The organism is Pseudomonas sp. P8_229 (assembly GCF_034008635.1).
Taxonomy (GTDB): Bacteria; Pseudomonadota; Gammaproteobacteria; order Pseudomonadales; family Pseudomonadaceae; genus Aquipseudomonas.
On the sequence record NZ_CP125378.1, the window covers coordinates 504179 to 517201 of the forward strand.

The 13023-nt window shown below is 60.6% G+C and carries 15 protein-coding genes; 3 read left to right on the top strand and 12 right to left on the bottom strand.

The genetic code is table 11. The annotated features are described in order from the left end of the window. Positions 1–8: 8 nt before the first annotated feature. Positions 9–371, bottom strand: coding sequence for a DUF6124 family protein (locus QMK55_RS02075; protein WP_320328559.1), 363 nt, complete (start codon positions 369–371; stop codon positions 9–11). Between the two features lie 505 nt (positions 372–876). Then, complete coding sequence (locus tag QMK55_RS02080) at positions 877–1398, bottom strand: GNAT family N-acetyltransferase (RefSeq protein ID WP_320328560.1); 522 nt, start codon at positions 1396–1398, stop codon at positions 877–879. A gap of 232 nt (positions 1399–1630) precedes the next feature. On the opposite strand from QMK55_RS02080, the gene QMK55_RS02085 reads away from it, so the two are divergent. Further along, positions 1631–2023 (top strand): carbohydrate-binding module family 20 domain-containing protein, encoded by a 393-nt coding sequence (locus QMK55_RS02085; RefSeq protein WP_320328561.1) that lies wholly within the window; start codon positions 1631–1633, stop codon positions 2021–2023. 20 nt (positions 2024–2043) lie between these two features. Here QMK55_RS02085 and QMK55_RS02090 read toward each other — a convergent pair whose 3' ends face one another. The 8 genes from QMK55_RS02090 to QMK55_RS02125 all read right to left on the bottom strand — a co-directional run bounded on the left by QMK55_RS02090 (position 2044) and on the right by QMK55_RS02125 (position 7127). Next, the gene (locus QMK55_RS02090; protein WP_102357977.1) at positions 2044–2538 is read right to left on the bottom strand and encodes a GNAT family N-acetyltransferase; all 495 of its coding nucleotides are present in this window, start codon (positions 2536–2538) and stop codon (positions 2044–2046) included. Positions 2539–2551: 13 nt separating this feature from the next. After that, the gene (locus QMK55_RS02095) at positions 2552–2767 is read right to left on the bottom strand and encodes a DUF4287 domain-containing protein (RefSeq protein ID WP_102357976.1); all 216 of its coding nucleotides are present in this window, start codon (positions 2765–2767) and stop codon (positions 2552–2554) included. Between the two features lie 154 nt (positions 2768–2921). Then, positions 2922–3500, bottom strand: a complete 579-nt coding sequence (locus QMK55_RS02100) for a LysE family translocator (protein WP_102357974.1) — start codon at positions 3498–3500, stop codon at positions 2922–2924. Positions 3501–3568: 68 nt separating this feature from the next. After that, positions 3569–4408: an AraC family transcriptional regulator gene (locus tag QMK55_RS02105; RefSeq protein ID WP_102357973.1), complete on the bottom strand. Its 840-nt coding sequence runs from the start codon at positions 4406–4408 to the stop codon at positions 3569–3571. Positions 4409–4510: 102 nt separating this feature from the next. Beyond that, entirely contained in the window at positions 4511–5206 is a 696-nt protein-coding gene (gene arsH / locus QMK55_RS02110; RefSeq protein WP_102357971.1) for an arsenical resistance protein ArsH, read from the bottom strand. A gap of 9 nt (positions 5207–5215) precedes the next feature. Further along, positions 5216–5686, bottom strand: a complete 471-nt coding sequence (locus tag QMK55_RS02115; protein WP_320328562.1) for an arsenate reductase ArsC — start codon at positions 5684–5686, stop codon at positions 5216–5218. Between the two features lie 26 nt (positions 5687–5712). After that, a complete protein-coding gene (locus QMK55_RS02120) occupies positions 5713–6060 on the bottom strand; it encodes a metalloregulator ArsR/SmtB family transcription factor (RefSeq protein WP_320328563.1) in 348 nt (115 codons plus the stop codon). Positions 6061–6242: 182 nt separating this feature from the next. Beyond that, positions 6243–7127 (bottom strand): LysR family transcriptional regulator, encoded by an 885-nt coding sequence (locus QMK55_RS02125; RefSeq protein WP_320328564.1) that lies wholly within the window; start codon positions 7125–7127, stop codon positions 6243–6245. A gap of 133 nt (positions 7128–7260) precedes the next feature. On the opposite strand from QMK55_RS02125, the gene QMK55_RS02130 reads away from it, so the two are divergent. Both QMK55_RS02130 and QMK55_RS02135 read left to right on the top strand, forming a co-directional pair. Next, positions 7261–8910, top strand: a complete 1650-nt coding sequence (locus QMK55_RS02130) for a GMC family oxidoreductase (RefSeq protein ID WP_320328565.1) — start codon at positions 7261–7263, stop codon at positions 8908–8910. A gap of 146 nt (positions 8911–9056) precedes the next feature. Further along, the gene (locus QMK55_RS02135; RefSeq protein WP_102357964.1) at positions 9057–10679 is read left to right on the top strand and encodes an MFS transporter; all 1623 of its coding nucleotides are present in this window, start codon (positions 9057–9059) and stop codon (positions 10677–10679) included. Positions 10680–10800: 121 nt separating this feature from the next. Here QMK55_RS02135 and QMK55_RS02140 read toward each other — a convergent pair whose 3' ends face one another. Then, complete coding sequence (locus QMK55_RS02140) at positions 10801–11169, bottom strand: DUF427 domain-containing protein (RefSeq protein ID WP_320328566.1); 369 nt, start codon at positions 11167–11169, stop codon at positions 10801–10803. A gap of 270 nt (positions 11170–11439) precedes the next feature. Further along, on the bottom strand, positions 11440–12846 hold the full coding sequence (locus QMK55_RS02145; RefSeq protein ID WP_102357961.1) for a serralysin family metalloprotease: 1407 nt from the start codon (positions 12844–12846) through the stop codon (positions 11440–11442). Between the last annotated feature and the right edge of the window lie 177 nt (positions 12847–13023).

Genomic DNA, 13023 nt, shown 5'->3' on the forward strand with positions numbered 1-13023 from the left:
GCTAATGCCTATCCCTGTAATTCGACGTTGTCGAGGGCCTGGTTTACCGCGAGTTCGCCGAGCATCACGACTTGGGCGATGCCCAGTGCAGTTTTGCGGTGGGAGGTGTCGAGCATGGCGGCGAAGTTGTTGAGCATTTCGCTGGCGGAGCCGAGGGTTTCGCTGGCGTTGGCGAGCAGGGATTCGGTGTCGCACTTGGGGTTGGCGAGGTACATGGGTTCGGGTTTGTGGGTGCTGGCCATGATTTGGCTGGCCGGGGTGAGGTAGTGGTCGAGGGCGCGTTCTGCGGCTTCGTGGAGTTTTTTGGAATCGAGGGTTTCGTAGGGGGATGCGAGGTCGGTTTCTGGGGGATTGGGTGTTGGTTTGATCATGGTGAAACTCCTAGTTATTGAAGAGGAGCCTTCACCTTCGCTACCAAACGAAGGGTGGCGGCCACACGCGGGTTGGTAGACCGGTAACTAGGACCCGGCACACCCGAAGGTGTCCTGCGCATGGCCACCATTGAGCAGAGACCTGAAGAGGTCTGCGAAAGGTGCGCGATGCGACTAGTTATGGCGGGCTACCAAACCCGATCACTGTTTTTCAGTGACCGACAGACGATAGAACCCACGCCCTAGACGCACAAGCCGGCGGATTCTGGCTTAGTCGTAGCCGATGGCGCAAGGCGTTGTAGGGCGCAGGTGGTTACTGGAGGCTTCGTTTAAACAGTGGTGGTTTTACTGTTTATTTCGGTCAGAGATTGATGGGGTGACTGGGTGGGCGTCTTCGCGAGCAAGCCTGCTCCCACAGGGGATTTTGGCTGGGTTTGGATTGGTGGTGGCTGGGCGTGTGCCATCGCGAGCAGGCTCACTCCTACAAGGGAAGGATGTGATCGGATTAGCGGGCACTTTGCTGGATTTGGAATATCAGGCTGGGGGCTTTGTTCGGGACGTCGTCCAGCACGTCGAAGCGGTGCATGCCGATTTTCTCCAGGACCCGGATGGACGCGACATGATCGGGTCTGACCAGGCCGAACACTTCGGGCAATCCGAGGTGGTCGAAGGCATGGGTCAGCGCGGCTTGCGCGGCCTCTGTGGCGTAGCCCTGGCCCCATGCTTCAACGGCGAAGCGATAGCCGAGATTGGTGACCGATTTACCCAGGTAGTCATGGGCGGCGATGCCGGCGAATCCGAGGATGTGTTGAGGATTTTGTGCGCTCCTGATCGCCCACCATCCGTAGCCGTGGGTCGCCCAGTGTTGCAGCCAGCGGTCCAGCAACGCTTCGGCCTGGGCGATGTCGGTCATGGGGCCGGCGGGGTTGAACAGGTTGGTTTGCGGGTCACCGAAAATTGCGAAAACGGTGGGCAGGTCTGCTTGCTGTGGGCGTCTGTAGAGCAGGCGTGGTGGTGTGGCTGACATGATCAATACCTTGGAGTTTTGGGCGATTCAGCCAGTCATGGGTTGGCGGGGCTGACGCCATCGCGAGCAGGCTCACTCCTGCAGATGCTGTGAATGTGTTTGATCATCTGCGGGAATAAGGCTTGCCGCCCGGTATCGCCAAGCGATCTGAAAGACTAGCAGTTCTTACAGGTCTCTTTAAATTTGCGCGGAGATAAGCTGGCGCGGATAAAGGTGAACTGAGGAATTAAGCATGAACCGCATTTCTTACTTGTTGCCACTGAGTGTTCTGCTCATGGCGATTTTGCCGGCAAACGGCTATGCCGGTGCCACTTGGACGTATTCGCTCCCGGTAAATTTTCGCTGTGATAATGGCGTAACGACCATGGGCTACAGCGTCTATGTGGTAGGCAATACCAAGGAGTTGGGGAACGACAAAGCAGCTGAAGCCTTTAAACTCACCCCATCTGCCTACCCTTCCTGGACCGGTAAGGTAACCTTCTTGAACTTGAAGCCCGATGATGTCGTGACATGGAAATGCATCATTCGTAATGAGACTAACCCAGGCGATGTAAAAGCCGAGGGCCCTGAAAATAATGTAACTCTGTCCTTTAAATCGACGCCTCAGGCCACGGCAAGCTTCTGAGGTCGACACATAGGCAGCGGTTACAGGCCAGAAGGTTGGCCTCGGTGGCGCGTCATATTGATCAGCGCCACACGCCTCCCCCCCGACGCCGCGCGCTCTTCGATGGAGAACGGCACGAACCCGAGTTTCGGGTAAAGCAGCAACCCCGCAGTGTTTTCGTTGAAGCAGGAAAGCTGCACTTCCCTGGCCTGATACTTTTCGAAGCCGACGGCGGTCATGGTTTCGACAATGTAGCGAGCGACGCCCTGACCACGGGCGTAAGGCGCGACGATCACGTTGCCGATGCAGCAGATGCCGTTGCTTTCAGCACGGTAGAAGTTGGCGAAACCGACGAACTCGCCGTTGGCCAAAAACGCCGTGGAGTCGAAGCGCTGGCTGATCGCGCTGTGCATCTGCTCTTCCGTCAGCGGGTACTGCGCTTTCGGGAACATGAAGTACAACTCTTGAACGCCCTGCGGAAATCCGCACAGGATTTTGACGTCGTCGGCCGTCACTGGTCGGTGGGAGAAATTCATCGCTGCCCTGCCCTCACTGTTTGCCTGCCGCCAGGTGATGCGCCACCAGCGCGTTGGCATGGCCGTGGCCCATGCCGTGTTCTTCCTTGAGCCACGCCACCAGTTCCATGTGCTTCTTGTCGGTGACGCCGGCGAGCAGGTTCAGCCAGTGGTCGATGGGCTGGCCGTACTTCTTTTCGATGGAGGGGAAGTACGACGCCGGGCCTTTTACCTTGTTGTCTTCGCTCATGCTGCAAGCTCCCTGTGGTCACGACGGAGGGTCGGCGGACGCTCCTTGTCGGCATGCCATAGAGTGGACGCGAAGTGTGATTCGGGCAACTGAACGTTCTGCCAGAAAACACAAAACCTGTGGGGGCGTGTCTGGATTGGAAGTTTGCGCCCGCTCAGCGGTGCAACAACGCAGCCGCGGATGAGACGACCAGCAGCACCGCCAGAATCCGGTTCAGCCACTGCAACTGCGCGGGGTTGCTCAGCCAGCGCGCCGCGCCGCGACCCAGCAGCGCCCAGAGCGCCAGACACGGCAATGACACCAGAAAGAATGCCAGGCACAACGCATTCAACCCCTGCCCCTGTGCGGTAAACACGCTGATCACGGCAATCGCCATCATCCACGACTTGGGGTTGACCCACTGCAACAGGGCCGCGCCGACCAGCCCCAGTTCCGATTTTTCCTCACCGGCAGCGGGATCGATGGCCGTGGCCGGCGCCGTGAAGATCTGCCACGCCAGCCACAGCATCCAGCACATCCCCAGCGCACTGATCACCGGGCGCACGCCGGGCAGCATCAGCGTGCTGGCACCCGCACCGGCAACCCACACCAGTGACGCAGCGCCCGCCCCCGCACCGAGAATGATCGGCAGGCATGGCCGCCAGCCATGTCGGGCACTGGTGCTGAGTACGATCAGGTTGGTCGGCCCCGGAGTGATCGAGGCAACGAAAGCAAAGAGGATGAACGCAAGCATGGCACGGCCCTGTAGAAAGTCAGGGCCTACTGTGGCAGTTACATAAAGCTGTGGTCTTGAACGTTTGTTCAGCGGCGAAAGGCGCCAAGCGTTCGTTGCTGATAGGCCCCCGGCGTGATGCCGTAGGCGCGCACAAACCAGCGGCCCAAGTGGCTTTGATCGGCAAAACCGAGCCTGCTCGCGACGTCAATCGGTTGCACCCCGGCGGCCAGCAATTGCCGGCCACGAATCAGGCGCAACTGGATCAGCCAGGCATGCGGCGCCAGGCCATAGGCAGCCTTGAAGGCTCGGGTCAGGCGAAAGCGATCAGTACCGCAGACTTCGGCCAGGGTGTGCAGGCTGATGTCCTGCTCGTGATAGGCCATCAGGTAGTCGCGGGCCTGCCGGGCTATCAGTGGCGCACGCAGTGCAGCAGAGGGTTGCGGGCGTCGATAGAGGTGCCGCGCCAAGCGCTCGAGCAGCGCATCCAGCGCCACTTCGCGGACCATGCGTACGTCCTGTTTATGCAGAGCATTGAACGCGAACAAGGTGGCGCGAGCCAGTTCCGGATCATCGTTGAGCACATTGCCAATGCCCGGCAAGCCGCCCGCGCAGCCGTCCAGTTGCAGGCCGTCCAGCGCCTGTTCCAGCCACGCCGGTTGCAGGTACAGCATGCGATAGGTGAAGCCGTCCGGGCTCGGCGCGTCGCCGTCATGAATGTCCCCGGGTTCGAGCATGAAGACTTTGCCCGGAGTACTGTCATGCCGTGCCCGGCGGCTGTTGAAGCGCTGCACGCCTTGTTCGGTGAAGCCGATCAGGTAGGTCTCATGCCAATGAGGATCGTAGGCGTGCGCGTGCCCGGCAAAATGCGCGTGCAGGGTTTCGATGCCGGTTTCCCGGTCGTGGGCAAGGTCGATCCAGTTACTCATGGCTTGAATACAGTAATGGGCTGGCGCCAGTAATCCATAAATGCCTGTGAACGGCTAGAAGGTTTGTGCACTGCCCGACCGACGAACGCGTGTTGCTGCGGCTCAGATCGAACGCTGATTGACCCGCGTCATCAACTGCTCGGCGCTCTCCTTGCGTTCGGAATAGCGATCCACCAGAAAGTCCTGGCGGTCGCGCAACAGCACGGTGAACTTGACCAGTTCTTCCATCACATCGACCACGCGATCATAGAACGGCGACGGTTTCATCCGCCCCGCCTCATCGAATTCCATGAAGGCCTTGGGCACCGAAGACTGATTGGGGATGGTGAACATGCGCATCCAGCGCCCCAGCACGCGCAGCTGATTGACCACGTTGAACGACTGCGAACCGCCGCAGACCTGCATCACCGCGAGGGTTTTACCCTGGGTCGGGCGCACCGCGCCAAGCTCCAGCGGAATCCAGTCGATCTGTGCCTTGAACACCGCCGACATCGCGCCGTGGCGTTCCGGCGAACACCAGACCTGACCTTCCGACCACAGCACCAGTTCGCGCAGTTCCTGGACCTTGGGATGATCGACCGGCGCATCGTCCGGCAACGGCAAACCGGACGGATTGAACACCCGGGTTTCCGCGCCGAAGTGCTCCAGCAAGCGCGCGGCCTCCTCCACCAGCAGCCGGCTGAAGGAGCGTTCGCGGGTCGAGCCGTAGAGCAACAGGATGCGTGGTTTGTGCTGATCCGGCGCGGCTGTTCGACCTTCGAACAGGCTCAGGTCGAGGTTGGGCAGATGCTCTGACATAAATCCTCCTTACAGCGCGCCGATGCCATCAAGCGCGGTTTTCAATTGGTCGCGGCTGAGGCGATTGAATGGCAGGTCGAGGAAGGCTTTGCAGCGCCGCTCGATGTGCGCCAGCGTGGTGCGGAACGCCGCGTCTGTCGCTGCTTCGTCACCCTGCACATCCGACGGGTCCGCCAACCCCCAATGGGTTTTCAGCGCCGGGCCGAAGTACACCGGACAGCTCTCGCCGGCCGCCTTGTCGCACACGGTGATAACGATGTCCGGCGGGCAACTTTCGAAGGCGTCGTTGCCTTTACTGTACAAGCCGTCAATCGAAACCCCGGCCTGCTGCAAGGTGCTCAGGCTGCGCGGCAACACCTGGCCCTTGGGGAAACTGCCGGAGCTCACCGCCTCGAAACCTTGCGGCGCGAGATGATTGAACAACGCTTCGGAAAGAATGCTGCGGCAACTGTTGGCCGTGCACATGAACAGGACTCGCATGGATGGCTCCCGAAAAAATAAACGATTTAGCAGCAGGCGGTTTCGCGGGCAGGACGGCCGTCCATGTTCTGCAGGCGGCAGGCGTTGTCCCTGAGCCAATCGGCGTTGGCCTTTGCGGTGACTTGCAGGATCTCGTGCACCCAACCCGGCAGATCCGGGTTGAGTCGGTAATACACCCACTGGCCCTGGCGGCGATCAAGCAACAAACCGTTGCTGCGCAGTTGCGCCAGGTGGCGGCTGATTTTCGGCTGGCTGTCGTCGAGCGCGCACATCAGCTCGCACACACACAGCTCACCCTGTTCGGCAATCAACAGAGTGGCGCGGACACGGGTTTCATCGGCCAGGCTTTTGAACAGTTCGGTGGGCGTGAGCATGGGGCGGACTCAAACATATGGAAAACCGAATATACGGATATCCATATATTATTCAACCCCAAATGCGGCCCCTTGTAGGAGTGAGCCTGCTCGCGATAGCGGCGTATCAGGCAACTTCTACTTCACAGACATACTGCTATCGCGAGCAGGCTCACTCCTACAGGGGATTTTTGTCAGCTGGCTTATCCGCGCAACAGCCCCTGCTCCGCCTCGCACAACCCGACCACGTAATCCCAGACCACCCGCAGCCGCACCGACTTGTGCAACTCGCGCCGGGTGCTGATCCAGTAACTGCGCTCGATGCTCTCGTCCGGCAGCAACGGCACCAGATCCGGGTCGGACTCGGCCATGTAGCACGGCAGCACAGCAATGCCCAAACCCGAACACGCCGCTTCCTGCTGCGCAATCACGCTGGTGCTATGGAATACAACGCGCGGGCTGCGGCAGAAACTGTTGAGGAACATCAGCTCCTGGCTGAACAGCAGATCATCGACATAGCCAATCCACGCGTGCCGCCCGAGGTCTTCGCGGCTGCGCAAGGGTGGCGCGCTGTCGAGGTAGCGTTGGCTGGCGTAGAGCGCGAGGCGGTAGTCGGTGAGTTTGCGGGTAACCAGCATGTCAGCGGCCGGGCGTTCGAGGTGGATACTGATTTCCGCCTCGCGGTTGAGGATGCTGACAAAGCGCGGCACAGCGACCAGTTCCACTTCCAGCCCCGGATAGCGCTCGAACAGGCCGATCATGCGGCTGGCGAGAAATTTGATGCCGAGGCCTTCGGTGACGCCAACGCGGATCTTGCCCAGCGGCGCGGTGGACTGGGTGATTTCTTCCTGCGCCAGCAGCGCGACGTTTTCCATGGCTTCGGCGTGCTTGAGCAGCGCCTCCCCCGCCGGGGTCATTTCGTAGCCTTGGGCGTGCTGAACGAACAGCGCGGTGCCGAGGCTTTTTTCGATGGCCTCGATGTGCCGGGCGACGGTGGCGTGAGTGGTGTTCAAGCGCCGGGCGGCGGTGAGCAGGCGACCGCTGCGTTGCAGTTCGAGAAAAAACCGCAGGTCGTTCCAGTCGAACATGGCGGGTCCTTGTCAGCTATCGTCAGTTGAGGCTGTTTGAAAACGCACAGCGGCTGCGCAAAAACTAACATTCTTTTGACGAAAGCTAACAACTAGAGTGTCCGACAATAAAAACAAAAAGCGAGGTCAGGGAATGCAGACTTCCCTTGAGGAATACGACTACATCGTGGTCGGCGCCGGTCCCGCCGGGTGCTTGCTGGCCAATCGACTGTCGGCGGACGCACAGCAACGCGTGTTGCTGCTCGAAGCCGGCGGACGCGACAACTATGCATGGATTCACATCCCGGTCGGCTACCTGTTCTGCATCGGCAACCCGCGCACCGACTGGTGCTTCAAGACCGAAGCGCAACCCGGCCTGCAGGGTCGCAGCCTGAGCTACCCGCGCGGCAAAGTGCTGGGTGGCTGCTCCTCCATCAACGGCATGATCTACATGCGCGGCCAGGCCGGCGACTACGACGGCTGGGCGGCCGAAGGCAATCCAGGCTGGGCCTGGAACGACGTGCTGCCACTGTTCAAACAAAGCGAAAACCACTTTGCCGGCGCCGCTGAATTCCACGGTGTCCAGGGCGAATGGCGCGTCGAACAGCAGCGCCTGTCGTGGCCGATTCTCGATGCCTTCCGCAGCGCCGCCGAGCAGAGCGGCATCGCCAGCATCGATGACTTCAATCAGGGCGACAACGAGGGTTGCGGCTACTTCCAGGTGAACCAGAAAGCCGGGGTGCGCTGGAACGCAGCCAAGGCCTTTCTCAAACCGGTTCGTGACCGGGCCAATCTGACGGTGCTGACCGGGGTCGAGGTGGATCGGGTGCTGCTGGAAAACGGCCGTGCGTCGAAGGTCAGCGCACGTCATGCAGGCCAGGTGAAAAGCTTCAAGGCGCGCAAGGAGATTGTGTTGTGCGCGGGCGCCGTGGGTTCGCCGAGCATTCTGCAGCGCTCCGGAATCGGCCCGCGTCCGTTGCTGGAGCGCCTCGGCATCGGCGTGATGCATGAGCTGCCAGGAGTTGGCGGCAACCTGCAGGATCACCTGCAACTGCGCCTGATCTACAAACTGGAAAACGCCCGAACCCTCAATCAGATCGCCGGCAGCGTGTGGGGCAAGATGGGCATGGGCCTGCGTTATCTGTATGACCGCAGCGGCCCGTTGTCGATGGCGCCGAGTCAGCTCGGGGCGTTTGCCCGATCCGGGCCGGAGCAGACCTCGGCCAACCTCGAATACCACGTGCAACCTTTGTCGCTGGAACGCTTTGGCGAGCCGTTGCACAGCTTCCCGGCATTCACCGCGTCGGTGTGCGACCTGCGTCCGCAGAGCCGTGGGCGGATCGACATCCGTTCGGCAGACCCGCAAGCCGCGCCGCTGATCCAACCCAATTACCTCAGCCATCCCGAAGACCTGCGCGTGGCCGCCGATGCCATTCGCCTGACCCGGCGCATCGTCAGCGCCCCGGCCCTGCAAGCGTTCAAACCGGTGGAGTACCTGCCCGGTGACAGCCTGCAAAGCGAAGCGCAACTGCACGAAGCCGCAGCACGAATCGGCACAACGATTTTCCACCCGGTCGGCACCTGCCGCATGGGCCAGGACGCCGACGCGGTGGTCGATGCGCAACTGCGCGTGCATGGCGTACCCGGCCTGCGCATTGCCGACGCCTCGATCATGCCGCGCATCACCTCGGGCAACACCTGCTCGCCTACGCTGATGATTGCCGAAAAGGCTGCACATCTGATCCTTTCTCCACCAGTAAACACCGCCCCTGTAGGAGTGAGCCTGCTCGCGATGACTGAATAACATTCAACGTCTGCATTGGCTGATACGCCGCTATCGCGAGCAGGCTCACTCCCACAAGGGGACCGCGTTCATTCAAGGCATCGCGCATCACCCGGACACATAACACCAGTGGAACAACAAAAACAATCACTGTGAGGGATACCGATATGTCAGAACACGCTCAGCCGCTGGACGCCGCGAGCGGCGCCAGCACCAGCAATGCCACGCAGAAAGTCATCTTCGCTTCGTCCCTGGGGACGGTGTTCGAGTGGTATGACTTCTTCCTCTACGGCGCCCTCGCGGCGGTCATCAGCAAGCAGTTTTTCGCCGGGGTCAACGACACCACGGCGTTCATCTTCGCGTTGATGGCCTTTGCCGCCGGGTTTATCGTGCGGCCTTTCGGGGCGCTGGTGTTCGGTCGGTTGGGGGACATGATCGGGCGCAAATACACCTTCCTCGCGACCATCATCCTGATGGGCATCGCCACGTTCTGCGTCGGCCTGCTGCCGACCTACGCCAGCATCGGCATCGCCGCGCCGATCATTCTGGTGGTGCTGCGCATGCTGCAGGGTCTGGCGCTGGGTGGTGAATATGGCGGCGCCGCGACCTACGTCGCCGAGCACGCGCCAATCGGCAAGCGCGGTTTCCACACCAGCTGGATCCAGTCCACCGCGACCCTCGGCCTGCTGCTGTCGCTGCTGGTGGTGCTCGGTTGCCGCTACTTCACCGGTGACCAGTTCGAAGTCTGGGGCTGGCGCATTCCGTTCCTGCTGTCGATCGTGCTGCTGGGCATTTCCACCTGGATCCGCCTGAGTCTGCACGAGTCGCCGGCGTATCTGAAAATGAAAGAGGAAGGCAAAACCTGCAAGGCGCCGATCCGCGAATCCTTCGGCAAATGGGAAAACCTCAAGGTCGTGCTGATCGCCCTGTTCAGCATCAACGCCGGGCAAGCGGTGACCTTCTACGCCGCGCAGTTCTACGTGCTGTTCTTCCTCACGCAGTTCCTGAAAATGGACCCGGCGGTGGCTAATACCTTGCTGATCATCAGCGTGGTGATCGGCGCGCCGTTCTTCATCATTTTCGGCTGGCTGTCGGACAAGGTCGGGCGCAAACCGGTGCTGATGCTCGGCCTGTTGCTGGCGACGGCGTTGTACTTCCCGATCTTCAAATCCCTGGCCCACTACGCCAACCCGGCGATCGATCAGGCCAGTCGTCAGGCACCGATCACTGTGCTGGCGGATCCGGCGACCTGCACCTTCCAGTTCGACCCGGTGGGCAAGGCCAAATTCGACAGCCCGTGCGACAAGGTCAAGACCTTCCTGGTCAAGCAGGGCCTGCCCTACTCCAGCGCCGCCGCCCCGGCCGGCAGCGGCGTGCAGGTGAGCATCGGCGACGTGAAGATCGACGGCTACGACGAAGCGGCCCTGCGCGGCGCAGTCACCCTCGCCGGCTACCCGCAACAAGCAGACATGCAGCAGATCAACAAACCGATGATCGTCGCCTTGATCGTCGCACTGATCATCATCTCGGCCATGTGCTACGGCCCGCTGGCCGCACTGATGGTCGAACTGTTCCCGACGCGTATCCGCTACACCTCGATGTCGCTGCCGTATCACATCGGCAATGGCTGGTTTGGCGGATTTCTGCCGACGGTGTCGTTTGCGCTGGTGGTGTACACCGGGGATATCTTCTACGGGCTGTGGTACCCGGTGCTGATTACCGGGGTGAGCCTGGTGGTGGGGATGATCTGTCTGCGTGAGACCAAAAATATCGATCTGGACAAGAACTGAAATCGAACTGATTGAACTTGTGGCGAGGGGATTTACCCCCAATGGAGTGCGCAGCAGTCCCGTTTTTCCGGGGCGCTACGCGCCCCATCCGGGATAAATCCCCTCGCCACAGATGCATGTTTCAGGCATCAGCCTTGATCACCTCGAACTTCACCTGATCCGGATAAAACGCCACATAGTCCTTGATCGGCTGGACCGAGATTTTCGGTTTCTCGTAAGTCCACACCGCATTCGCCCCCTCATGCCCCGGTACTTGCAGGCTGAAGTAATTGGCATCGCCCTTGTACGGGCAGTAACTGGTGTGGTCGGTGCGGGCGAAGTATTTTTCGTCGATGTCCTCGCGGGGCACGTAGTACACCGGTGGGTAATTGGCCTCGTTGAGGATCAGCACGTGAGAGGACGCAGCGACCTGGATGCCGTGGAATTTCACCAGCAGGCAACCGGGGAGTTCTTCGAGGGTGATGACGGGGTTGAGGCCGGAGGTTTTCATCGGGGTTTCTCCTGAATACGGCGAAGAGACCGGTTCAGGTATAGCCCATAGGTTCAGGCCGGGGTGATTTTGCAGCCGAACGGCCAAAAGCCCCTCACCCCCGCCCTCTCCCGGAGGGAGAAGGCGCCGACCGCGTTGTCTTGCGCTCAACATCGACCTGAACGTGCTTTTTCGATTATGGATTCGGCGAAGCGTTATCAGGTCGATGTATTTTTCCGGCATCCCCCTAGCGGTCCCCTCTCCCACAGGGAGAGGGCCGTTCTTCAGGCATCACGCAACAATATCAGTCGCCACCGCCTGCCCTACCACACCCACGGCAAAATCGACCTGCCCCTGCCCTGTCAGATCGATCAGCAACCCGGTTTGACCGTTTTGCGCGTAGTAAGTCAGGATCGCATCGCCCGCATGGCCGGTGAAATTGCTGACGAAGTTCAGCGAGGCTGCCCCCGTGGCAAAAGCGGCAATACCCGAGAGGTCGATCTTGTCCAGGCCGCTCTTGAAATCCATGATCCAGTCCGGCTGGTTGTCGGTCGAATCGCTGGCCGCGCCGAACACGAAGGTGTCTGCACCCTCGCCGCCCCACAGCACGTCCGCGCCGCCACCGCCGTAGAGGATGTCATTGCCGGCACCGCCGAACAGATGGTTGACCGCCGAATTGCCGATCAGCAAATCATTGCCCGAACCGCCAACGGCGTTTTCCACAGTCACGCCGTAAGCGATCGACACGTTGCCAACCAGCCCGCCCACGTCAGAGAACGAACCTTCATTGAGGTTGATCTTCTGGTTCTGGGTGAAACCGGAGAAATTCAGGGTGTCATCGCCGCCACCGTCCCACACCGAGAACACCAGTTTCGACGACGCCGACGTCGCGCTGTAGAAATCGCGGCCAGCGTTGGAGCCAAAACCGTAAGTGGTGTTATCGGCGCGCGTCTCGTAGTTGGCGCCGTAGAGTTTCTGCACCGCAACGATATCGTCGAGCAACGGTGCCGAGGCGTAGGCGCCGCTGCCGTCCTTGCTGAAGTTCTGGTCGGTGTTGGCTTCGCTCCAGTAGCTCATCAGGCTGTAGCCGCGGGTGTCTTCGGCGTACTTGGCGTCGTTGTAGGTCGGGTTGCCGTTACCGGCGTTGTAGGCGCCCGGGTGCGACAGGCCGAGGGTATGGCCGATCTCGTGGGTCAGAGTCTGACGCCCGTAGTTATTGGTGTCCGGGGTCTTGTTGACCTGATATTGAGTGTTGATCAGGTACCACGACTGGCCGTCATAGCTGCCGCCGCTCGGCAGGTAGGCGAACGCCGCGCCGCCGGTGCTGACGTCGTAGTTGCCGAAGGTCATGTGGCCGTCGCCACCCTTGCCCTCGGTAAAGGTGACCTTGGCCACGTCGGCCCAGGATTGCATGGACAGCACGGCCTGGGCCTTCTGCTGCGCGCTGAACTGGCTGAAGTTGCCGAGGTTGGGGTTGTAGTTCGCCGGTTTCTCGGTCAGGAAGGTGTAGGTGAGGGAAATTTTGCCGTCGCCGTTCTTGTCGTGCCACGACAGGTTCTTGCGCAGGATTTCGTCGGCTGCCTGGTCGGCGGTGAACGACGGTTTGCCATTGACCAGGCCAACGCCACGGTCATACAGATGGCTGAAGGCATTCACTTCGTCATAGGCGCTGCTGGTTTTCGCTTTGGCTTGAGCCATGGTGGACTTCCTTGTTTCAGAGTAGTCAGTGCGTACGGACGGTGGCGATCTTCTGGCGAGATCGTCCTGTCACTCGCGTTTCTTGAAAGGCCCGATGAACCTGCCATGCCTGGCAAGCGCCGCACCATTGGATTTCTCGATAGCCGTACATGGCGTCCCGGTAATACCGGTCATTCC